The sequence below is a fragment of the Neobacillus mesonae genome (assembly GCF_023715155.1).
Classification (GTDB): domain Bacteria; phylum Bacillota; class Bacilli; order Bacillales; family Cytobacillaceae; genus Neobacillus; species Neobacillus mesonae_A.
Window position 1 is genome coordinate 176,897 of sequence record NZ_JAMBNQ010000003.1, and the last position, 22,291, is coordinate 199,187.

Here is a 22,291-nt window from a genome sequence, read left to right on the forward strand (position 1 = left end):
ACCTCGTTTTTATTTTGAAAGATTCACATGCCTTATGACTGAATCACATCTTTTAAAACATTTTCAATTGCCTCCAAATCACTCGGAGTCAGCTGAATATCAGCAGCCTTTACATTACTTTGTGCATGGCCGGAGTGTCTGCCGCCCGGAATAACAATATCGATTCCTTCTTGTGCTAAGATCCAGGAAAGGGCTAGATTAGGAAGGGAAATCCCTTTGGCATCTGCAATGATCTTTAACTGGTCTACAATTTGTACCTTCTGTTGGAACCCTTCTTTGGTGAATCTTTTTGGAGGGGGATCATCAATCTTGTAATTTCCGCCAAGGAGACCTGAAGATAAAGGATAATAAGGTAAAAAGGATATTTGATTATCCAGGCAAAATGGCAGGATGGTTTTTTCGATGTCCCGTTCCAGCATATTATAAAGGTCTTGGTAGGCAGAAATATCGGTAACACTGACAGCTTCTTTAAGCTGATTCAATGATAAGTTGGAGGCAGCAATCGCTCTAATTTTTCCTTCTTCTTTTAATCGTGCAAGCTCTCCAGTGGACTCTGCCACAGGAGTTTCATTATCGGCAAAATGTAAAAAATACAAATCAATATAATCTGTACCAAGTCTTTTTAAACTGGATTCTAATGCAGCTCTTAAATATTCAGGCCGGCTGTTCATTTTTCGATTGCCTTGAGGATCCCTTTGAATCCCGGCTTTAGTTGAAATCACCAGGTCTTCCCTTTTTATATTAACTGCATGAATCACTTCGCCAATTAATTCTTCAGAACGTCCCCATCCGTAATAATCCGCCGTATCAATAAAATTTACCCCATGATGCAGCGCTTCTATAATATAGTTTTTTCCCTCGGTTTCATCTAAGTTTGGAAAGATATTATGACCGCCAACCCTGTTTGTGCCGATTCCAATTTTTGATACTCGGATATCAGTTTTTTTCAGCGTAGTATACTGCATATTTTCCCCCTTGTATAATTATTTTTTTGAAGGTATAGAAGGGACCGAAAAACTGGTTTTCTGGAGTATCTTTCGGTCCGCAGCAGATAGGAAAGAGCGGTCTTCCTTAAAAGTGGTTTAGGAAACGGTCGTCTTTCCTTGTGTTAAAATTTCATTAATAACTCTTAATTCTTCGGCGGATAAGCTTACATCTGCCGCCTTTGCAGTTCCTCGGGCATGGTCAGGACCTCTGCCGCCAGGAATAACAGAATCGACTCCATCTTGGGCCAGCAGCCAAGCGAGGGCTAAATTAGCGAGTGTCGTTCCTTTTTTCGAGGCAATTGGTTTCAGTTTATCTGCAATTTCAATTCTTTGATGAAATTGCTCCTCTGTTAATCCTTTTGGTACAGGATCACCCACTTTATATTTGCCGCCAAGAAGGCCAGAGGCCAGCGGATAGCAGGGAATAAAGGAAATTTGATTTTCTGCACAAAATGGAAGAACATCTTTTTCGACTGTGCGGTCAAACATATTATAATCAGATTGCATTGCAGCAATTTCGGTTACTTTTGCCGCTTCTTTCAGCTGCTCAATTGGCAGGTTAGAAACCCCGATGGCTCTGATTTTTCCTTCTTCCTTTAGTTTGACCAATTCGCCGATGGATTCTGAAAATGGTGTTACATTATCTGGCCAATGCAGGTAATATAGATCGATATAATCGAGCTGGAGTCTTTTTAAACTGTCTTCTACAGCTGAACGAAGATAGGCAGGATCATTATTTTTTCGATTGCCTCCGGGCTGCCCCCATTGCACCCCGCCTTTTGTAGCAACAATAAGATCTTCTCTTTTTACATCAATGTTCTGAAGAACCTCGCCGACTAATTCTTCTGAACGCGCAGGACCATATATATCTGCGGTATCGATAAAATTCATGCCTAAATGAATAGCTTCACGGAGAAACGCTTTTCCTTCGCTTTCATCCAGTCCTTGGAAAATGTTATGGCCGCCGATTTTGTTCGTTCCAACTCCAATTGTTGAAATTTTCATATCCGTCTTTTTAAGTGTAGTGTATTTCATGTTTATTCCCTCCAGTGTGATAAAAAAAAGTTTCTAAGGTCTAGGAATCTATCTCTACTCCGTCAATAAAAGCTGTTATCGGTGGTGAATCAAAGAATTTTCTCATCATTTTGGCGTCTTCGAACATGGCCTTCCCTTCAGGGGATTCGCAAGCTTGATTTAATGCCTCCATATTTGCAAATTCAATTTCACCATGTAAATAAATATCTGGTGCCGTTCCATTGTTCCAAACAACCCTGGATATTTTTAAGTTTTGAATCTGTGGAATTTTTTTAACTAATGGTAGATGAACATGAAAATAATAGTTTTCAAATTCCTCCTGTTGGTCTGTTTTTTTATAAAACACAACAATTTTCGCCATTTTTCACCCTCCATCACTATGTAATGAATTGATGCCAATGCTGTTTTATTAGTCCCATTTCAACATGGCAGGGTGGCTCGGATCGATAATCTCTTGTAACTCAAATAGATTTCCATCCGGATCACGGCCATATGTTGACCAGACTCTGTCTTTAAAATTTTGTGGTTCGCAATTGAATTCAACACCAGCGGCCTTTAGTCGGTTATAAATTGGGAAAATATTCACAACATCAAAGCAGACATGGGTAAGACCTACATCATTTGCGGGGCGGTTCGGATTACCTGCTTTACCTTCCGGGGATATATATTGAAAAATCTCAATAATCATGTTGCCGGCCCTTAACATTACATTTTTTAACGTCGTGTTTTGGATTCCTGAAATATAGTCAAGAATTTCACTTTGAATCAGTTCATTTCTAAAGATTTCTTCAAGGCCTAATAAGTCACGATAGAAATGAAGCATTCCTTCGAAATTCTGGGTTGTAAATGAAGTGTGATGGATTCCGCGGATTATTCCCTCTTCAACCATTATGCCCCTCCTTTATTTGCTAATTTACTTAAATAGAGACATTCTAAAAAAAGGGACATTTGAATTCTATCATTAGCAGATTACCGGCCTAAATCAATATAGTCGAATGCCCCTTAAATAATAGCAGCCTTTTATTTTAAAAATAATATATTTATATAAAGAGAGTGATGATTTATGTGATGCTGGCTAAGCTGTAATGAAAGATTGTTCCCATTTATTTAAAATGGTAAGACCTGTTGTTTCGAAATTCGTCATGGCTTCTAGAACGGAGCTTACTTCGTGTACATTAATGGTTTGCGTTACTAGTTTCTTTGGCTGAAAAATTCCTTTATCAACCATTTCTAACATATCTGCGTATCGATAGGAAGGAGACCCGTAGGAGCCAACGATTTCAAGTTCTGTAGCCACAATTAAATCGGCCGGATATGCAATGAATCCTTGCTCTTTGTCAGATGTCATGCCAAGCTGCAGATGACGCCCTCTTTTTCTTAAGCTTAAAACAGAAGATTGGGCCGTTGCTGTGATTCCAAGGGCATCAATCGAAACATGTGCACCGCCTTTTGTAATCTCGCGGACAGCTTCTGGAACATTTTGCTTTTTTGAATTAATAGCGGCAACAGCCCCGCATTGTTTAGCAAATTCTAATTTCTTATCATCAATATCTACTGCAATAACATTTGCACCTACTGCTGCAGAAATTTGAATCGCCGAAAGCCCAACTCCGCCGCAGCCAGTAACGACGACCCATTCTCCCCCCTGAACCTTAGCACGGTCGAGCACACCATGGAAAGCTGTAGCAAATCGGCAGCCAATAGCTGATGCTTCAATGAAGTCAACATTATCTGGTATTAAAGCTAAATTGAAATCAGCTGAAGGTACGTGAACATATTGTCCAAATCCGCCCCAATAAGCAACGCCTGGGGTTTGTCCGTGATCGCAAAGATTCTGGTGCCCCCTGCGGCACATTTCACAAACGCCATCACCGCCGCTGACCGGAACGACTACTCGATCATCTTTTTTGAAGTTCTTTACATTTTTGCCAACCTCAATAATAACACCACTGAGTTCATGACCAAAAATATGAGGGAGCTGCATTTTTAGACCAACCCAATCGAAGTGTCCTTGCCATAAATGCCAGTCACTGCGGCATATTCCATTAGCCTCCACTTTAATAATAACGCCATCAGGTGTTAATTCTGGATCCGGCATATTTTTTACAACTAAGGGTTTTCCAATCTCCTCCATAACAGCAGCTAACATTTCATCTACTCCCTTTCACAATTAATTTGGTGTTTGTTCAAATAAGTGGCTGTCTTAAGGGAGGAGGCTATGATGGCATAACCTCCTGTTTAGGTATTAGTCTAAATCAACCCAGACGCTTTTAATTTGTGTATACGTATCTAGTACAGAAGCTGCTCCATTTTCCCTGCCAATACCACTCTGTTTGTATCCTCCCATTGGGGAAGCCGGATCCATCAGGTGATACGTATTGACCCACACATTTCCAGACTTAATGGCATGGGCAAGCTTATGGGCTTTTCGCAGATCTGTGGTACAAATACCTGCACCAAGACCATAGTAGGTTTCATTAGCAGTCTTCACAACTTCATCCAGATCATCGAATGGCATTGCACAAATAACAGGACCAAAAATTTCTTCTTGGGCAACAGTCATTGTATTTTGGACATTCGCTAATACAGTTGGTTTTACGAAATAGCCATTTGCTAAATCACTCGAAACAGCGTTTCCGCCGACTAACATTTCAGCCCCTTCCTGCTGGCCGATATCTAAGTAATTTAACACTCTATTTTTTTGTTTTTCAGAAATCAGCGGACCTAGAGTAGTTGTTGCATCAAATCCGCTGCCAAGCTTGTACTTTTTCGTATAGTTAATTAAATCGCTTACAAAATTATCGTAAATTTTCTTTTCAACAAATAAGCGTGTACCTGCAAAGCATACTTGACCGGAGTTAAATAGGATTCCAAAAGCTGCATTGGCAAGCGCTTTCTCATAATCAGCATCGGCACAAATGATATGTGGTGATTTTCCACCCAATTCAAGAGTTACTTTTTTCAGATTTCCGGCAGCAGACCGCATAATTTCTTTACCAACAACAGTCGAACCGGTAAAGGCGACTTTATCTACATCTGGATGATTTACCAATGCAGCACCTGCAGTTGGGCCAAATCCTGGAACAATATTAACAACTCCATCCGGGAAACCGGCCTCAACAAATAATTCGGCTAATCTTAATGAGCTTAATGGTGTTTGTTCAGCTGGTTTTAAGACGACTGTATTTCCAACTGATAGCGGAGCAGCTAATTTCATAGCAGCTACACTTACTGGAGCATTCCAAGGGCTGATTCCCGCGCAGACTCCTAAAGGTTCTCTTCTTGTGTAATTGAAAATAGTACCTGGTGTGGATACAGGAATGGTTTCTCCTGTTACTTTTGTTGCCCAGCCGGCATAGTAGCGGAAAAGTTCGGGAACTGAGCTGGCGAATGCAGTAGTGGTAGCCAATGGCTGGCCAAATTCGAGTGTATCAATATGAGCCAATTCTTCTATATTTTCTTCGACAAGATCAGCAAATTTTAATAGAAGTCTAGCTCTCTCGTTTGGTTTCATAGAAGCCCAAGGACCTTCTTCGAATGCCTTTCGTGCTGCGGCTACGGCCCTGTCAATATCCTCTTTATCTCCTTCAGCTATGGTAGTAATAACTTCTCCAGTTGCCGGATTAAGAGTTTCAAATCTTTTTCCCGATACAGCATCGACAAATTTTCCGTTAATAAAAAGTTGTTTAGGAGTCGAAACAAATTTAGCAGCTTTAGAGTTTAATGGAATCATAGTTTCTACCGACATAAAATACCTCATTTCATTAGGAGATTTGGAATGCATAACTACAGTTAATTTATAACAAAGTATTTCTAAAAATGTCAACAATATTTTAAATATTTTTAAAATTAAATTTCAGATAATTTGGAATTGACCAAACAATATTCTGCATTTATAATATTATTAAATAAAGATAACTAGTACCGAATAGTGGTAAAACAAAAAGAGGTGAACAGTTATGAAGACATTAAAAATTCCTGTTGTGGAACTTCCAAAAGAAACCGAGATTCTCCGAAGAGAAGTAAGGCAATTTATCAAAGAAGAAAAAGAGAAGGGAGCATTTATACCGAAAAGTGACTGTTGGCTAAGTGCTGTATCTCTAGAATTTTCTAAAAAATTAGGAAGCCGCGGCTGGATTGGTATGACATGGCCTGTTCGATACGGCGGCGGCGGTCGTTCAGCAATTGAAAGATATGTAGTAACGGAGGAATTATTAGCAGCCGGGGCACCTGTTGCCCGTCATTGGATTGCAGATCGGCAATCCGGACCATTATTTTTGAAATTTGGAACAGAGGAACAAAAAAATTTTTTTCTGCCTAGAATAGCAAAAGGCGAATGTGCTTTTTCCATTGGTCTTAGCGAACCAGATGCGGGCTCGGACTTGGCTGCTATTAAAACAAGAGCGGTCAAGGTAGAAAAAGGCTGGGTGCTAAATGGAAGCAAAACCTGGACGAGCGGGGCACATTATGCTGATTATATGATCACGCTTTGCCGTACATGCCCGCAAGATTCAAATAATCGTCATGCGGGCATGAGCCAGCTGGCAGTAGATTTAACATCTAAAGGTGTTACCATACGGCCGATTCATTTAATGACAGGGGAACATCACTTTAATGAGGTCTTCTTTGAGGATGTTTTTGTCCCCGATGAAATGGTGATAGGTGAAGTTGGGAATGGCTGGGCACAGGGAATGACTGAACTGGCTTATGAAAGAAGCGGACCTGAGCGTTTTTTAAGTACATATCCGCTGCTTAATGAACTTACAAATAGATTAATAGAAGATGAAGATGAGGAAGGACTGGCTAAAGTAAGTCGATTAGTCTCCAGGTTATGGACTTTACGAAACATGTCGCTTGGAATTGCCCAAATATTAGAGCAGGGTGTGCCCTCTAATATCATTGCTTCTTTAGTGAAAGATATAGGGACGAAGTTTGAACAGGAAATTGCTGAAACGGCCAGGCTGCTTGTATCGGTTGTACCATCCATTCAATCCGGCTCGCAATTAGAAAGACTAATGGCCGAATCTATTCTCCATTCACCAGGCTTTACACTGCGCGGTGGTACAACAGAAATACTTCGAGGAATTGTGGCAAAGGGGGTAATGCAATAATGAGCGAAATGCAAGAGATGATTATTGACTCAACGATAAAGATTATGGAGAAGTTTTCCACAAAAGAAGTGGTGAATGAGGCGGAACAAGGACAATGGGCAGCAGAATTATGGAATGTTCTAGTGGAATATGGAATGACATCGGTTGCCATCCCTGAGGAATTGGGCGGCAGCGACGGGGATTATGCGGATGCCTTCAGTATTTTACGTTTAGCAGGGAAGTATTCAGCGCCGGTTCCACTTGCAGAGACCTTTCTTGCCAACTGGCTATTAAGTGAATTAGGTGAGTATGTTACAACGGAAATCATGACAATTTCTTATTCAAACAATTCGAACCCGCTTCAATTCGTGAAAGAAGATTCAGGATGGATCGTAATGGGCAAGGTCAAGAATGTTCCATGGGCAAGATTTGCTGAAAAACTTCTTATTCAAGGAGAAGCGGAAGAAGGTTCAATCTTAGCACTCATTAACTTAAAACATGCCAATATTGTAAAAGGTCATAATCTAGCTGGTGAAGCTAGGGATGAAGTGGTATTTAATCAAGTTTTGATGGATGACTGTAAAATATTCTCCGTAAATTCCAATCAAATGGCAGACAAAATCTATTATGGTGGTGCACTCACACGAGCCATTATGATGGCGGGAGCATTAGAAAATATTTTTGAACTGACGGTTAACTATGCATCAGAGCGCTCTCAATTTGGCCGCCCAATCAATCGCTTCCAAGCTGTTCAGCATCATTTAGCACTTTTAGCAGGGGAAACAGCGGCAGCGAATATGGCCGCAAATTGTGCAGTTGCAGCTTTTCAAAAGGCTTCTGGTAATAAAGAAATTGCTTTAGCTAAAATTCGTGTCAACGAGGCAGCCGGAAAGGCAAGCCCCATTGCCCACCAAGTACTAGCAGCTATCGGTTTTACCTATGAACATACATTACACCACAGTACAAGAAGACTTTGGGCATGGAGAGATGAATTTGGTACGGAAACGGATTGGGAGAAAATCATAGCGAAGGATTTGCTGAAACTACAGCAAAATCAACTCTGGTCATTAGTCACAGAAGTTATTAATGAAGAAAAGGTGGAAATCAAATGAGTGATTTGTTATTTTCCGTTGAAAACAATATTGCAAGAATAACTCTTAACAGACCAGAAAGATTAAATGCATTTAGTGTAGAAATGATTGATTTGTGGATCAAGGCACTAGAAGAGGTTCGTGATTCAGAGGAGATTCGAGTTCTCATTATTTCAGGAAACGGGCGGGGGTTCTGCTCGGGCGGTGATTTGAAATCTATGGAAAATGGGCTGGGGTTTATACATTCCGATGGCACCGAGGATTTAACCTCCACTGCCCTGGCAAGAAAAAATGCAATATGGAAAAAGGTTCAAAGAGTACCCTTGATTTTACAGGAAATTGATCAGCCGGTTATTGCTATCCTGCATGGATTTGCTATTGGTGCTGGATTTGATATGAGTTTAGCTTGTGATATCCGAATTGCTGCGGAAAGTACAAGAATATCTGAAAGCTACTTAAAAGCAGGGTTAGTGCCTGGGGATGGGGGAGCCTACTTTTTACCAAAACTGATTGGTGTCGATAAGGCCTTAGAACTGCTTTGGACCGGGAACGTATTAACCGCTCAGGAAGCAAAAGAATTGGGGCTCGTTACTCATGTGGTGGAAGATGATCAATTGGATCAATTTGTGAATCAATATGTAGAAAAATTAGCAAATGGTCCTCAAACAGCGATCCGCCTTACAAAAAGAGCAGTTTATCAAGGGCAGGAAATGAATTTACGATCCGCTTTAGATATGATTTCATCTTCACTGGGCATTGTCACGGAACTGGAAGATTATCATGAGGGAATAAAAGCAGTTATTGAAAAGAGAAAACCGAATTTCCGTTAACTGAAAAGGAAGTATGAAGAGCTGCCTTATCATTAGGCGCTCTTTTACTTGGATTCTTTTTATCGGACCATAGAAATTCTTGTTAATTTCAATATATATGGTACTCTAGAGTTGAACTATAACCTTTAAGAATCATCGTGAAGCAGCAGATCTACACAAGGAGGGAATGTCATGAATGAGGAGAATTTCCGAAAAAATTATTCCATGCAGACCATTCATCGATCCATACAAATACTTAGAGCATTTTCACTTGAAAATAAGATGCTCACGTTAACAGAATTACATAACAGAACAGGCTTATCGAAGGCTAGTTTACAACGAATATTATCCACACTTGTGTTTGAAGGGATACTACAAAAAAATGAGGAAACAAAAAAATATCAGCTGGGATTAGAGTTATTATTTCTTGGCAGCCTTGTTGAAAAAAATTCAAGTTTATTATCGATTGCTACTCCTATAATGGAAGAAATCCGGGAAAAAACAGGAGAAAGTGTCAGCTTGAATGTAATTGAAGATAATCTGCGCAAATGTATTGGCTATCTAAAAAGTAAATACGAACTGCAAACGCTTACCTTTGTCGGACAAGAATCTCCTTTATATGCAGGGGCGTCTGCAAAGATTTTATTAGCGTATTTATCCCCTGATGAGTTAGAAAAATATGTAGAAGAAACCGATCTGGGTAAAATCACAGAGCAAACCATTATATCAAAAGAATCGTTATACCAAGAGCTGATGAAAATTAGGCAGCAGGGGTATGCTTTTAGTTTTGGGGAACGAGTAAAAGGAGCCGTATCTGTAAGCACTCCTATTTTTAACCCATTTAATGAAATCTTGGCTGGACTTTCTATAGCTATACCTTCGCCACGATTTGAAGAATACGATAAGGAAATGTTAATTGAGTTGTTAAAAGAAGGATCTGGTAAAATTACACAATCCCTTAAAACCTTTAATTAAATTTCGATTACAGAAATCCTATCCCAAAAACATCAAAAAAAGAAACGATTTTACGAGATCGTTTCTTTTTTTGATGTTTTGTAAATGGAATAATTAAAATTTTCAAAAAATAATTTACAGTTAATTTATATATGTGTTACTATAATTATAAATATCGTATTATGATTTTAGTTACCGTAAATCGATAATGTTATGAACTAAATATATTATAAGTGTAACCGTGGGGTGAAGAAATGAGAATTGAGGAAATTAATCAGATTATACAATTGACAAGAGCAAACAAAAGCCTTGCTATTCCTGAAGTCTTCTCAAAGAAAATTTTTGAAAGCATCGGAATGAATATACCGGAGCAAGGATTGGCAGGATCAGAGGATGAGGCAGTTTATTTAGCAGAGGTAATTGGATACCCAGTTGTATTAAAGGTCCATTCTTTTAAAATCTCTCATAAAAGTGATGCCAATGGTGTCCTGCTCGGAATAAAGAATTCTAATGAGGTTAGGAAAGGTTTTCGTGAAATCGTTAAAAATACTTGTCAGTACCTTCCTGCTAATCATCAGGTTCAAGTATCAGTGCAGAAAATGGCTGAGCCTGGCACAGAGGTTATCATTGGGATGAAACGGGATCCTATATTTGGGCCGGCCATTCTCTTTGGGCTCGGCGGGGTATGGGTGGAAGTGATGAAGGATGCAGCACTTAGGGTGTCGCCTTTACGGGAGAAGGATGTAGATGAAATGATTTCAGAGATTAAAGGCAGCCGTTTACTCGGAGATTACCGCGGGGCAAAACCGCGTGATATTGATGCCTTAAAAACTATTATTTTTCAAGTGGAAAGGTTAGCGCTAGAGTATCCAGAAATAAGTGAAATCGATTTAAATCCTGTTTTCCTTTATGAAGAAGGCAAGGGGGCAGTGGTTGTTGATGCCAGAATCATCATGGCACCAATGAAAATGAATGAGAAAGGAGTGGTGCAGCAATGAATTGCAGTAGAATGAAAGCGGTTAATAAATTGCTTTATCCTAAGTCGATTGCTGTAATTGGAGCGTCAAATAATATAAAGAAGACCGGCGGAAGGCTGTTGTCTTATATTTTAAAACATGAATATCCATATGAAATTTATCCGGTTAACCCTAAAGAGGAACAAGTACAGGGGATAACCTGTTATCGATCCATAAAGGACATTCCGAAAGAAGTGGATTTGGCGTTAGTTGTACTTCCTGTTCAACTGATTTTTTCTACGATGGAAGAATGTGCTGCAAAAGGGATAAAAGTCATATCGATATTTTCATCCGGTTTTGCTGAACTTGGGAGGGAAGGAGAGGTACTTCAGGAAAAGCTTCTTAAAAAAGCAAGAGAATTAGACCTGTATATCTGTGGACCGAACGCCATTGGTATTGTCAATACGCATCAAAACTTTTATGGCAGTTTTAGTATGTCAATGGAAACCCCGAAAATACCTCAAAATGGAAAAATAGCATTTGTCAGCCAAAGCGGTGCAATTGGGGGCGGATTGTTAAGCAGGGTTTGGTCAGAGGGAATAGGAACCAGTCATTATATTAGCTCTGGAAATGAAGCAGACCTGGATTCCGCTGATTATATTGCTTTTTTAGCTGATGATAAAAATACGGAGGTCATTTGTGTTTATTTAGAAGGATTAAAAGACGGTCAAAAATTTATAAATGCTTTGAAAAGGGCCTTTCTAAATGAAAAACCTGTTATTATCTATAAAAATGGACGAACATCCTTGGGGAAAAGGTCTGTAAAGTCGCATACCGGAAGCTTAGCTGGAGACCATCAAATCTACGAAGCCGTTTTTAAACAATATGGAGTTATTGCAGTTGATAATTTGGAAGAAATGTTTGATGTTGCGAATGTGATCTTGTCAATGAAGGATATCCGAGATAAAAATGTAGGCGTTGTCTCAACTTCAGGAGGCTGCTGTACGATTATTGCGGATTCATGTATTCAACATGGTCTAAATGTGCCAGCTTTTTCTTCAGAGACTCAGGTTAAACTAAATCAAATTATTCCCGACTATGGTGTTGTGCAAAATCCTTTTGACACGACAGCAAATATCATTAATAATCCCAAAATGTTCCGTCAATCAATGGAAGTTCTGATGGAAGATCCTGCAATTGATTCTATAGTCCTCATGTTGACTACTGTCGGTGAACCTATTGCATCCATTGTTGCTCAAGATATTATTGAAATATCGAAAAGCAGCTCTAAGAGTTTAATTGTAACTTGGCTTATTTCTGAAACTCTAGCATCCAATGCCTTTCACTTACTGAGAAAGAATCAAATACCGATCTTCTCAAGTCCGGAGAGGGCAATCAATGTCCTAAACTATGTTACAAATTATTATCTTAAGAAGAAAGACCTGCTAATAGAAGGTGTTTTTTAATCATTTGTTGAATTTTACTTAATAAAATTATCATTCTGACCGGAGATTTAACCAAAGCAGCTCTATAAGGTAAATTTTACCCCTTATATAAAATGAACATGGTTTAATGTATGTTCCATTCATCATAGTTTTGCATCCTCATTAAATAAGATAAAAATACTCTATTTTAAATTTTCTCAATATTTAGTTAAAAATATTGAAATTCGCAAAAAAGTATATTATCATGTATTTATATACTAACGATATATAAAACCGTTAATCGGTAAAATGAAAAGAAAACAATCACAGTCATTTTTAAAGTGGAAGAAGGGGGTCAGTCATGTCGAAACTTTCAAGGCAAGCGGCCATTGTGGGTGTTGCTGAGTCGGAATTAGGAAAAGTGGGGGACAAAAATCCACTTCAATTGCAAGCAATGGCAGCTCGCGCGGCACTCCGAGAGGCGGGAATTGAAAAACAAGAGGTAGAAGCGATCTTCTCTGCAGGTCCATATGCTTACCTGCAAACTATGACTATAGCAGAATATCTAGGAATCACACCAAAATATTCTGATTCTACCAGTCTAGGAGGATCTTCATTTGAAGCCCATATTGAACATGCAGTTGCAGGTATTTATGCAGGATTATTTGATGTCGCCCTTATTACATATGGAAGTAATCAACGAAGTAAACGGGTGCGTCCTGGCAGCAGTATCGCTGTAAACCCCTTTGAGGCGCCATATGGGATGCCTTTCCCAGTAGGCGGCTATGCATTAGCGGCGCAAAGACATATGGAACTATATGGAACCAAACCAGAACAGCTTGCTGAAGTAGCCGTTGCTGCCCGGAAATGGGCAAACTTAAATCCAAAGGCCTATGCAAAGGGAGAGCTGGCAGTAGAAGATGTTCTAAACTCTCCTTTAATCAGCAGTCCTCTCCATGCATTGGATTGCTGCTTAGTAACGGATGGCGGGGGCGCAATCGTTATTGTATCAGATAGGAAAGCGAAGGAATGCCGAACAAAGCCAATATGGGTGCTCGGGACGGGAGAAACTCATACACACTTAAATATTAGCGAGATGCCGGATCTTACTATAACAGGAGCAAGAGAGTCAGGTGAAAGGGCATTTGCAATGGCGGGGTTAAGGCCGGATGAGATAGATGTGGTTCAGGTTTATGATTCATTTACCATTACCGTCATTCTTCAGCTGGAGGATTTAGGTTTTTGTGAAAAAGGGGAAGGCGGAAGATTTGTAGAAAACCAACGGATTGCTCCTGGCGGAACATTTCCCCTGAATACAAGCGGTGGAGGGCTCTCATATTGTCACCCTGGTCTGTTTGGGATTTTTCTTCTCATTGAAGGAGTTCGCCAATTGCGCGGAGAATGCGGGGAACGGCAGGTTAAAAATGCTAGAACAGCATTATGTAACGGAATGGGAGGCGTTCTTTCGTCCTCATGTACGGTTATTCTTGGGAGGGATTAATATGCTGGTTGAAGATGTTTTAAATACGATTGACAGTGATACTCGTCCGTTTTGGGAAGCGACAAAACGGCGTGAATTACTTATTCAATATTGCCCAACTTGTAATACCCATCAATTTTATCCTCGTATTGTCTGCAAAAACTGTTTATCGGATGTAGAATGGACCACATCTAAAGGGAAAGGAACTCTATATAGCTTTTCAGAAGTGCAGAAGGTTTTTAATCCTGACTTTAAAGAAAAGGTTCCATTTATTGTTGCAATGGTTGAATTGGATGAAGGCCCTAGAATGTTAACAAATTTGGTCGGTGCAGAAATAGAAGATGTGAAAATTGGAATGAAGGTGCAGGTCGATTTTAGTGAGAGCTTCGGTGAGTATAATTTGGTGCAGTTTAGACCGGTATAGGAATGGAATTTCAAGGAGGCTGCTAGATGATTAATAAAATAGTTAATTCCGTTGATGATGCAGTAAAGGATATAACGGATGGCAGTACGATTTTATTTGGCGGTTTTGGAGGTGCAGGTGTTGCAAATGAATTAATCTCAGCCTTATCGCGCCAAGGTGCCAAAAATATTACGGCTGTAAGTAATAATTGTGGATACTATGAAAAGGGTTTAGCTAAGTTGATCATGGATGATCGGATTTCAAAAATTATCTGTTCTTTTCCTTTAATGAAGGAAAGTTATATTTTTAAAGAAAAATATAAAGAAGGAAAAATCGAGCTTGAATTAGTTCCTCAAGGGACTTTAGCGGAAAGAATCCGGGCAGGAGGTGCTGGAATTGAGGGCTTTTATACGCCGACTGGTGTGGGGACAGAAATTGCTGCCGGTAAAGAAGAAAGGGAATTTGATGGTACACCATGTGTCCTTGAAAAGGCAATAAAGGCTGATGTTGCTTTGATTAAAGCCAAAAAGGCAGATCGTTGGGGAAACCTTATTTACAATAAATCAGGAAGAAATTTCAATCCAATTATGGCCACAGCAGCCAAAATAACCATTGTAGAGGTCGATGAAATTGTCGAGTTAGGCGAACTGGATCCTGAAACCATTGTTACCCCGGGAATATTTGTACATCGTATCGTCAAAAAGGGGGGATTGTAATGGAGAAAACATTATTAACTCGGGAGCAGGTTGCAGAGCGGATTGCACAGGATCTTCATGACGGCGCTATTGTAAATCTGGGAATTGGGATTCCGGTGTTAGTCAGCAATTATGTTTCAAATGATGCTGAAATTATTTATCAAAGTGAGCAAGGGGTCTTGGGGATGGGATCCGTGGCTAAACCGGGTGAAGAAGATCCAGATTTGGTAAACGCTTCAAAACAGCCGGTTACTCTTGTCCCTGGAGGAAGTTTCTGTCATCATGCAGATTCTTTTGCCATGTTAAGAGGCAGGCATATTGATATTGCTGTTATGGGCGGTATGCAGGTATCTGAAAAAGGAGATTTGGCAAATTGGAAGGTGAAAGGCGCTGAGCTTGGCAGTATTGGCGGAGCAATGGATATCGCATTAGGAAGTAGAAAACTTTTTATTGCGATGACTCATACGAGCAAAGATGGCGGCTTTAAAATTGTGAAGGAGCTTGACTATCCTGTAACTGCTCTTCGCTGTGTAGACCGAATATATACAGACATGGCGATTATTGATGTTACTTCAGAAGGATTAGTTCTAAAAGAGGTTGCGCCAGGATTAAATGCAGAGGATGTACAAAAGGTTACCGAAGCTAGATTGATTGTTTCCAATGAATTAAAGGAGATGTCAATTTAACTATATAATAGTAGGAATTTTCTTAAGAGGGAAATCAGGACTAGAAAGGAGTTGGGAGGTTTTATTCTTTATTATCAACTAGAATAGGCAGATACCAGCATAAATAATCAGAAGATTAACCATAGTTTGATAATAAAAAGGAGGAACCAAGTTGAAAGGAATAAAATTTCCCATCATATTTAGCTATCTTATGGTCCTGCTCTTAATTATAGCTGGATGTGGATCTAACACAGAAAAGACTGGAAGCCAGCCAAAGGATGATGGAAAAAAGAAGTACACTTTTAAAGTTGCCACTGCCAGTGCTGAACCAGACCAGGACTCCCAATTAATTTATAAGGGGTTTATGGATAAAGTAACAGAGTTAACGGATGGTAAAGTTCAATTTGATTGGTACCCTGCACAGCAATTAGGAAGCATTGTTGATTATATTGACATGACTGCGGATGGAGCAGTTGACATCGCCATGTTTGCTGTCAGCGTATTTCCAAATGAAATGCCTTTGGGGAATACAGTGACTGGTATTCCAGGAATCTATAAGAATGCACGGGAAGGGTCCATTGCGTATAATAATTTAACCCGGCAAAGTCCTATGCTTGATACAGACTTCTTAAGCCATGGTGTAAGACCATTAGTGGCGATCACAACAGCTCCATATAATGTCTATACAAAAAATATTAAAATTAAGACTCCAAAGGATTTAAAAGGAGTTAAACTTCGGACCAGCGGCGGCTTACATGCAGAAATGGTAGAGTTTGCAGGTGGAATTCCAGTTGCTATTCCATCAGCCGATATGTACGAGGCGTATGAAAAAGGAGCAGTAGATGGTCTTCATGGCTTTGCTTCATCTGATACTTCCGGCGGTTATAGAGAGGTAAGTAATTATGGAACTCGTAATCTTAATTTTTCTGGGGGAACAACGGGATTGATGATGAATGCAAAGTTATTTGACGGGCTTCCTGAAGATATTCAAAAGGCGTTTATGGAAGCAGGAGATTATATCGCCGCAAACGGTTCTAAAGCATACGAAGATGATGTAAAAGCAAGAGAAGACCGCTGGGTTAAAAATGGTGATGTAGACCTATACGAACCAACAGAAAGTGAAAAAGAACAGTGGCAAAAATATTATGATGATTTTACTGAATATTATTTAAAGAAGAAAAACAGCGAGGATGTAAATAAGGTGATTAAGATGTTCAGAGAAGAAGTAGAAAAAGTCCGTAAACAATAAATTTTAGTTTGATAAACATGAAAGGGCTTTCTATGGATAAACATCTCTTCTCCTTTTAAGAGTCTGTATTTTGTTTATTTACTAGAAGGTCACGAAATTTTTAAACAGATTTATATCTTTTATAGGAAAAACGGCCATTGTTGTTAGCAGGGCTCCTAGGGGTCTGAATAAATAATAATCATATTTTTGAAAGGAAGTAATGGAAATGAGTACTAAGACAAGTAAGTCAAATCCATCTAATTTTGCAAGTATGCTCGATGATCTTCGCAAAACAAACCGGCAGATTAACCCTGTGCTGGCTGATCCAGAGGATTTTCTTGTGGAACCAAATGCTGCACCAGGCTCGTTAGACGCGAAGGCGCCGAAACGTTTGCAAGAACTGTACCCAGATATCGCACACTATAGGAAGATTCCTACAGAGCTATATTACAGTCATGATGCAATGGAAAAGGAATGGGAAAAGTTATGGACAAAAACTTGGATTATTGCCGGCCGTGCATCGGATGTAGCTGAGCCAGGTGATTGGTTTAAGTTTGATATCGGCAGGGAATCTATTTTGATTGTACGCAGTGATAAAGATACTGTGAAAGCTTTTTACAATGTATGTAAGCATAGAGGGAATCAGCTGGTCCACGAGGAATGCGGCAAAGGGGCAAAGAGTTTTATCTGTAGTTATCACTCCTGGATGTGGAAATGTGATGGAGATATTGCCCGTGTAACAGATCGAAATACATTTTCTCCAGAATTATTATGTGATGATTTAAATTTATCCAAAATCCATTGTCATATTTGGGGCGGTTTTATTTTTATTAATTTGGCCGAAAATCCTGTTCCATTTGACGAATATCTGGATCCTGCATTAAGGCGTGCATTGGATGCTTACAAGTTTGAAGAATGGCATATTGTAAAAGATGTCAAGGTAACTGTACCTGCAAACTGGAAAACGAATCTTGATGCATTTGCTGAAATGTACCATCTTCATCAAACACATCCTCAAGGTGTTTTAGCGACGGACGATCATTTTGGCCAATATGATTTTTACAAGAATGGGCACAGCCGAATGATTGTACCTAGAGGGAAGGTAAGTAAAAGGCAGGATGATCATGAAACCATTAATGATGCGCTTCGCAGTTTAATGGAAGATTCAGGGGTTAATCCTGATACGTTCACGGGGAAAGCTGATGATGTAAGAGATGCTTGCCAAAAAGCAAAACGTCAGGGATTAAGTCCTTTCCAAGTGGATTATACTAATCTATCTGACAGCCAAATCATCGATACTTGGAGCTGTTCTGTTTTTCCTAACTTAAACTTAAACATTAACGCAGAGGTGGCCCTTATTCAACGGTTTATTCCACATGAGTCTGATCCGGATCAATCATATTATCATATCACGATTTTAAGTAGAAAAATGAATACGGAGAAAAGACGGCCGTTCTTCTTAGAGTTCACCTATGGTGTTGATCCTAATCAAGATATCAGCGGGAATTTCCGCCCAGAGTTAAAGCATACAACTGTCGAAAACTCTGAAGTAGGGTTTTTGCTAGATCAGGACTTACAGCAAATCGGCCAGGTACACAGAGGAATTAAATCGAAAGGATTGAATGGGGTTCTTCGTCTCAGTGAGCAAGAACGCAGAATCCAGCAGTTCTTTGCTGAATACGATTTATATATGAAAGATTTAAAGTAACTAACTTTATAGTTAAGAATATTTCAGACTTATAAAAGTCGTTCTGGAGGTTAGAAAATGAGTAATACTCAAACTCAGCAAACTCAAGCAAATATTCTATCAGCTGAAAAAACAAGATGGATATATAGAAAAATGGTAGAAATCCGCAAATTTGAGGAAGCTGTGATAAAGGGTACGAGAAACGGATCTTTAGGACCTTTTGCACATACATCTGACGGTCAGGAGGCAGTTGCCGTTGGTACTTGTGCTCATTTAAATGAAAAGGACTATATTACAAGTACTCACAGGGGCCATGGCCACAGCATTGCAAAAGGCGGAGATTTAAATACATTGATGGCTGAAATGGCGGGAAAAGCTACAGGCTGTGATAAAGGAAAAGGCGGTTCTCTCCATTTAGCTGATTTAACGAAAGGGAATATCGGCGCAAATGGTGTGGTCGGCGGAGGTCTGCCGATTGCATGCGGTGCAGGCCTAACTGCAAAATTGACGAAGAGTGGTGCGGTTACGGTAGCGTTCTTTGGCGATGGCGCGAACAATCAGGGAGTTTTCCATGAAGCACTTAATCTTGCAGCAATTTGGAAATTACCAGTAGTCTTCGTTTGTGAAAATAATAAATATGGGGAGTACACTTGGAACGGTTATGCAACAGCAGCCACCAAAATTTCTGATCGTGCTGCAGGCTACAATATACCAGGGAAAACAATTAATGGAAATGATGTAGTTGAGGTATATCAAACAGTCGGCGAGGCTATTGAGAGGGCACGAAATGGAGAAGGTCCAAGTTTAATTGAATGCGAGACATTCAGAATTCAAGGTCATGGAATTTCAGACCCGCAAATATACAAAACAGAAGAGGAAAAGCAGCTACATTTAACAGATGAGGAGTGTATCAAAAAATTTAAATCATATGTTACTAAACATCAGCTGCTGAGCGACAAAGAGATGTCAGAGATTGACCAATCTATAGAAGATACAGTGGAAAAAGCTCTTCAATTTGCGATTAATAGTCCATACCCTGATGCAAAAGAGCTTTATACAGATGTGTATGTATCTTATTAATTATTGATATTTTCTTAATAAAAGGCTGTGTGATAGGTCACTGTTGATTGTAGGGGAGATCAACAGGAAATTAAAACCCAGCTCGATAAAATCATTTTTTAAACTTAAAAAGGGGTAGATGATAAGGGGGCTGTTTCTTATTGCCATATTGTCTAACCCTCCCCTAAGAATAGGAGTTGAAGAAATGAGCAGACAAATTACTACTGTTCAAGCACTTAATGAAGCGATTAAACTTGCCATGAGGGCTGATGAAAGAGTTATTGTGATGGGGGAAGATGTTGTAGGAGGTACTGGTCTGCCCCATTTGGAAGAGCAAAATATCGAAGCAGTTGGCGGTGCATTCCGTGTAACCAAAGGCTGTTCCGTTGAATTCGGCCGGGAACGGGTATTGGACACCCCGATTTCTGAAAACACAATTGTTGGAACAGGGGTAGGGGCTGCCATTACTGGATTACGGCCCATCGTTGAAGTCATGTTCAATGATTTCCTCGGCTATTGCCTGGACGCAGTAATGAATCAGGCAGCAAAATTTCGTTATATGTATGGCGGAAAAGCAAATGTACCGCTTGTTGTACGCATGCCATTTGGGGCAGGTTATGGTGCAGGTGCACAGCATTCACAAACATTATATTCAATGGTAACAAGCGTTCCAGGACTTAAAGTGGTAGTCCCATCTTCTCCTTATGATGCAAAAGGGCTGCTTCTTGCCGCGGTTGAAGATAATGATCCAGTCATCTTTTTCGAAAGTATTTCCCTTTACGGCTTAAAGGGAGAGGTTCCGGAGGGGTATTATACAATTCCTTTAGGAAAGGCAGAAATCAAACGGGCTGGAAGTGATGTGACAATAGTTGCTATCGGAAATATGGTTCAAAGAGCACTTCAAGCAGCAGAACAGCTTGCAGCTAAGGGGATTGATGCAGAAGTGGTTGATCCTCGTACCCTTTCTCCACTGGATGAGGATACTATTTTAGCATCGGTCGAGAAAACGAACAGGCTGGTTATTGTAGATGAATCAAACCCTAGATGCAGTGCAGCAGCTGATATTGCAGCTATCGTACAGGAAAAAGCCTTTGATAACCTGGATGCTCCGATAAAACGGGTAAATGCACCACATACACCTGTGCCATTCTCAAAACCGTTAGAGGATTTATACACTCCATCAGCTGAGAACATTATTAGGGCTGTAGCTGAAGTTGTAAACGACGAATCCATTATACCAGTTTAAATAGCTCAGTAAGGTGGATCAACCACCTTACTGTATTATATTGAAGGGAGAATCATGATGGCAGTAATCATTGAGATGCCAAAGCTAAGTCTCACCATGCAAGAGGGGACTGTTTTACATTGGATGAAGGAAGTTGGGGAATCGGTAAAAAAGGGAGAAGCGATTGTTGAGGTCAGTTCTGATAAAGAAGTTTGTGAATTGGATTCTCCTGAAGATGGAGTGCTCCTGAATATTGTTACTTCAGAAGGAGAGTCTGTTGCCTGCCATTCCGTACTGGCGTACATAGGAATGCCTGGAGAAAATACGGGCAATGGGAACCATTCGCAAGAAGCAGCAGCAGCTCTCCAAACGTTTGCTGAAGCTAAGGTAGAAAGAAAGGCTGTTAATCAGCCCGAAAACCAAGCGGCTAAAATAAAGATTAGTCCTGTTGCTCGTAAAATGGCAGTTGAGGCGAATCTCGATTTGCAAGCCATTGCGGGGACTGGACCAAACGGGAGGATTACAAAAGAGGACGTTGAAAAAGTAATACAAGAAAAAGCAGCAGCTGCAAGTGTAACGGTTACAGTAAAACCAGCTGAACCTGAAACGAAACAAGAGCAGACTTCGGCGGCATCTTCAAAAAAGACTCCATTAATTGGAATGCGCAAGGTGATTGCTGCCCGGATGCAGCAAAGTCTTCAACAAAGCGCCCAGTTAACCCATCATGTTAAAGCTGATATTACCGAACTTCTATCTTTGAAAAAACAAACAGCAGAGCATGTGCAAAATCGTCTTCATGGCAAACTGACAGTAACAGATTTCATCGCTCGGGCAGTTGTTCTATCCCTTATAGAACATGAACAGATGAATAGTGCGTTAATGGAAGATGAAATTCACGTTTACCACAATATCCATCTTGGAATCGCAGCAGATGTGGAAAATGGGCTGGTGGTTCCAGTTATTCATCAAGCAGAATCCAAATCACTCTTAGAACTCTCTCACTCTATTAAAGAACTCGGCCAGCTTGCAAAATCGAAAAAATTAACCTCCGAACAGATGAAAGGTTCAACTTTTACCATTAGTAATCTAGGGGGCTATGGAGTAGAATATTTCACTCCGATTCTTAATCCGCCAGAAACAGGCATTCTAGGTGTAGGAACTGCACAGGATACCCCTATATTTGTAGGGGAAGCCATTCAGAAACGAACCCTTCTGCCTTTAAGTCTAACATTTAACCACCAAGTGGTAGATGGGGCTCCGGCAGCTGAATTTCTCCGAACGGTAAAGAATTACCTGGAAGAACCTATTCATTTACTCTTATAAAGAGCCTATGAATTTAGAGATTAAAAATAATAAGTTTCCTTGGCTTGAGGTGATCACTGTCTTGGAAACTTATTATACTCTTTCTAAAATCCCCAGAAGTTATCTTTATAAGAAGCTATTTCAAAATAACGTTGAAAGCGGTTTCTTTATAAAGATAATCAAATTAAGAAAGGTGGTTGGA

General features: G+C 39.9%; 21 protein-coding genes. 15 read left to right on the top strand and 6 right to left on the bottom strand.

Translation table 11 applies throughout. The features are described from left to right. Window positions 1-32: 32 nt before the first annotated feature. The 6 genes from M3183_RS05215 to M3183_RS05240 form a co-directional block, all read right to left on the bottom strand. Complete coding sequence (locus M3183_RS05215; protein ID WP_251467214.1) at window positions 33-965, bottom strand: aldo/keto reductase; 933 nt, start codon at window positions 963-965, stop codon at window positions 33-35. A gap of 117 nt (window positions 966-1,082) precedes the next feature. After that, window positions 1,083-2,021, bottom strand: a complete 939-nt coding sequence (locus tag M3183_RS05220; protein WP_251467217.1) for an aldo/keto reductase — start codon at window positions 2,019-2,021, stop codon at window positions 1,083-1,085. 40 nt (window positions 2,022-2,061) lie between these two features. Then, on the bottom strand, window positions 2,062-2,382 hold the full coding sequence (locus tag M3183_RS05225; protein WP_251467219.1) for an EthD family reductase: 321 nt from the start codon (window positions 2,380-2,382) through the stop codon (window positions 2,062-2,064). Window positions 2,383-2,430: 48 nt separating this feature from the next. Beyond that, on the bottom strand, window positions 2,431-2,910 hold the full coding sequence (locus M3183_RS05230) for a VOC family protein (RefSeq protein ID WP_251467221.1): 480 nt from the start codon (window positions 2,908-2,910) through the stop codon (window positions 2,431-2,433). Window positions 2,911-3,096: 186 nt separating this feature from the next. After that, window positions 3,097-4,170: a zinc-binding dehydrogenase gene (locus M3183_RS05235; protein WP_251467223.1), complete on the bottom strand. Its 1,074-nt coding sequence runs from the start codon at window positions 4,168-4,170 to the stop codon at window positions 3,097-3,099. 96 nt (window positions 4,171-4,266) lie between these two features. Next, complete coding sequence (locus M3183_RS05240; protein ID WP_251467225.1) at window positions 4,267-5,769, bottom strand: aldehyde dehydrogenase family protein; 1,503 nt, start codon at window positions 5,767-5,769, stop codon at window positions 4,267-4,269. A gap of 211 nt (window positions 5,770-5,980) precedes the next feature. On the opposite strand from M3183_RS05240, the gene M3183_RS05245 reads away from it, so the two are divergent. The 15 genes from M3183_RS05245 (at window position 5,981) to M3183_RS05315 (ending at window position 22,110) form a co-directional block, all read left to right on the top strand. Further along, on the top strand, window positions 5,981-7,132 hold the full coding sequence (locus M3183_RS05245; RefSeq protein ID WP_251467227.1) for an acyl-CoA dehydrogenase family protein: 1,152 nt from the start codon (window positions 5,981-5,983) through the stop codon (window positions 7,130-7,132). Next, on the top strand, window positions 7,132-8,223 hold the full coding sequence (locus M3183_RS05250) for an acyl-CoA dehydrogenase family protein (protein ID WP_251467229.1): 1,092 nt from the start codon (window positions 7,132-7,134) through the stop codon (window positions 8,221-8,223). Before M3183_RS05245 ends, M3183_RS05250 begins: the two co-directional genes overlap by 1 nt. Continuing rightward, window positions 8,220-9,032 (top strand): enoyl-CoA hydratase/isomerase family protein, encoded by an 813-nt coding sequence (locus M3183_RS05255; RefSeq protein WP_251467232.1) that lies wholly within the window; start codon window positions 8,220-8,222, stop codon window positions 9,030-9,032. The genes M3183_RS05250 and M3183_RS05255 overlap by 4 nt, the downstream gene beginning before the upstream one ends. A 171-nt stretch (window positions 9,033-9,203) precedes the next feature. Further along, a complete protein-coding gene (locus M3183_RS05260; RefSeq protein ID WP_251467235.1) occupies window positions 9,204-9,986 on the top strand; it encodes an IclR family transcriptional regulator in 783 nt (260 codons plus the stop codon). A 233-nt stretch (window positions 9,987-10,219) separates the two neighbouring features. Beyond that, entirely contained in the window at window positions 10,220-10,963 is a 744-nt protein-coding gene (locus M3183_RS05265; RefSeq protein WP_251467238.1) for an acetate--CoA ligase family protein, read from the top strand. Continuing rightward, a complete protein-coding gene (locus M3183_RS05270; protein ID WP_251467242.1) occupies window positions 10,960-12,387 on the top strand; it encodes an acetate--CoA ligase family protein in 1,428 nt (475 codons plus the stop codon). The genes M3183_RS05265 and M3183_RS05270 overlap by 4 nt, the downstream gene beginning before the upstream one ends. A gap of 319 nt (window positions 12,388-12,706) precedes the next feature. Next, on the top strand, window positions 12,707-13,846 hold the full coding sequence (locus M3183_RS05275) for an acetyl-CoA acetyltransferase (RefSeq protein ID WP_251467245.1): 1,140 nt from the start codon (window positions 12,707-12,709) through the stop codon (window positions 13,844-13,846). A 1-nt stretch (window position 13,847) separates the two neighbouring features. Continuing rightward, window positions 13,848-14,249, top strand: coding sequence for a Zn-ribbon domain-containing OB-fold protein (locus M3183_RS05280; RefSeq protein ID WP_251467248.1), 402 nt, complete (start codon window positions 13,848-13,850; stop codon window positions 14,247-14,249). Between the two features lie 26 nt (window positions 14,250-14,275). Then, window positions 14,276-14,944: a 3-oxoacid CoA-transferase subunit A gene (locus M3183_RS05285; protein ID WP_251467250.1), complete on the top strand. Its 669-nt coding sequence runs from the start codon at window positions 14,276-14,278 to the stop codon at window positions 14,942-14,944. Next, a complete protein-coding gene (locus M3183_RS05290) occupies window positions 14,944-15,609 on the top strand; it encodes a 3-oxoacid CoA-transferase subunit B (RefSeq protein WP_251467253.1) in 666 nt (221 codons plus the stop codon). The genes M3183_RS05285 and M3183_RS05290 overlap by 1 nt, the downstream gene beginning before the upstream one ends. 151 nt (window positions 15,610-15,760) lie before the next feature. Then, window positions 15,761-16,837, top strand: a complete 1,077-nt coding sequence (gene dctP, locus M3183_RS05295) for a TRAP transporter substrate-binding protein DctP (protein WP_251467256.1) — start codon at window positions 15,761-15,763, stop codon at window positions 16,835-16,837. Window positions 16,838-17,042: 205 nt separating this feature from the next. Beyond that, a complete protein-coding gene (locus M3183_RS05300; RefSeq protein ID WP_251467259.1) occupies window positions 17,043-18,524 on the top strand; it encodes an aromatic ring-hydroxylating oxygenase subunit alpha in 1,482 nt (493 codons plus the stop codon). Window positions 18,525-18,581: 57 nt separating this feature from the next. Continuing rightward, on the top strand, window positions 18,582-19,583 hold the full coding sequence (locus M3183_RS05305) for a thiamine pyrophosphate-dependent dehydrogenase E1 component subunit alpha (RefSeq protein ID WP_251467262.1): 1,002 nt from the start codon (window positions 18,582-18,584) through the stop codon (window positions 19,581-19,583). A 184-nt stretch (window positions 19,584-19,767) separates the two neighbouring features. Beyond that, the gene (locus M3183_RS05310; RefSeq protein WP_251467265.1) at window positions 19,768-20,808 is read left to right on the top strand and encodes an alpha-ketoacid dehydrogenase subunit beta; all 1,041 of its coding nucleotides are present in this window, start codon (window positions 19,768-19,770) and stop codon (window positions 20,806-20,808) included. Between the two features lie 57 nt (window positions 20,809-20,865). Then, window positions 20,866-22,110 carry a dihydrolipoamide acetyltransferase family protein gene (locus M3183_RS05315; RefSeq protein WP_251467454.1) on the top strand — a complete coding sequence of 415 codons (1,245 nt, stop codon included), beginning with the start codon at window positions 20,866-20,868 and terminating at the stop codon, window positions 22,108-22,110. Window positions 22,111-22,291: the final 181 nt, after the last annotated feature.

Bases quoted from the DNA above. Each gene is read 5' to 3' on its own strand.
- M3183_RS05215 (WP_251467214.1), bottom strand. From the start codon at position 965: ATGCAGTATACTACGCTGAAAAAAACTGATATCCGAGTATCAAAAATT.
- M3183_RS05230 (WP_251467221.1), bottom strand. From the start codon at position 2,910: ATGGTTGAAGAGGGAATAATCCGCGGAATCCATCACACTTCATTTACA.
- M3183_RS05225 (WP_251467219.1), bottom strand. From the start codon at position 2,382: ATGGCGAAAATTGTTGTGTTTTATAAAAAAACAGACCAACAGGAGGAA.
- M3183_RS05315 (WP_251467454.1), top strand. From the start codon at position 20,866: ATGGCAGTAATCATTGAGATGCCAAAGCTAAGTCTCACCATGCAAGAG.
- M3183_RS05240 (WP_251467225.1), bottom strand. From the start codon at position 5,769: ATGTCGGTAGAAACTATGATTCCATTAAACTCTAAAGCTGCTAAATTT.
- M3183_RS05275 (WP_251467245.1), top strand. From the start codon at position 12,707: ATGTCGAAACTTTCAAGGCAAGCGGCCATTGTGGGTGTTGCTGAGTCG.
- M3183_RS05235 (WP_251467223.1), bottom strand. From the start codon at position 4,170: ATGTTAGCTGCTGTTATGGAGGAGATTGGAAAACCCTTAGTTGTAAAA.
- M3183_RS05270 (WP_251467242.1), top strand. From the start codon at position 10,960: ATGAATTGCAGTAGAATGAAAGCGGTTAATAAATTGCTTTATCCTAAG.
- M3183_RS05285 (WP_251467250.1), top strand. From the start codon at position 14,276: ATGATTAATAAAATAGTTAATTCCGTTGATGATGCAGTAAAGGATATA.
- M3183_RS05250 (WP_251467229.1), top strand. From the start codon at position 7,132: ATGAGCGAAATGCAAGAGATGATTATTGACTCAACGATAAAGATTATG.
- M3183_RS05220 (WP_251467217.1), bottom strand. From the start codon at position 2,021: ATGAAATACACTACACTTAAAAAGACGGATATGAAAATTTCAACAATT.
- M3183_RS05245 (WP_251467227.1), top strand. From the start codon at position 5,981: ATGAAGACATTAAAAATTCCTGTTGTGGAACTTCCAAAAGAAACCGAG.
- M3183_RS05305 (WP_251467262.1), top strand. From the start codon at position 18,582: ATGAGTAATACTCAAACTCAGCAAACTCAAGCAAATATTCTATCAGCT.
- M3183_RS05260 (WP_251467235.1), top strand. From the start codon at position 9,204: ATGAATGAGGAGAATTTCCGAAAAAATTATTCCATGCAGACCATTCAT.
- M3183_RS05300 (WP_251467259.1), top strand. From the start codon at position 17,043: ATGAGTACTAAGACAAGTAAGTCAAATCCATCTAATTTTGCAAGTATG.
- M3183_RS05290 (WP_251467253.1), top strand. From the start codon at position 14,944: ATGGAGAAAACATTATTAACTCGGGAGCAGGTTGCAGAGCGGATTGCA.
- M3183_RS05280 (WP_251467248.1), top strand. From the start codon at position 13,848: ATGCTGGTTGAAGATGTTTTAAATACGATTGACAGTGATACTCGTCCG.
- M3183_RS05310 (WP_251467265.1), top strand. From the start codon at position 19,768: ATGAGCAGACAAATTACTACTGTTCAAGCACTTAATGAAGCGATTAAA.
- M3183_RS05255 (WP_251467232.1), top strand. From the start codon at position 8,220: ATGAGTGATTTGTTATTTTCCGTTGAAAACAATATTGCAAGAATAACT.
- M3183_RS05265 (WP_251467238.1), top strand. From the start codon at position 10,220: ATGAGAATTGAGGAAATTAATCAGATTATACAATTGACAAGAGCAAAC.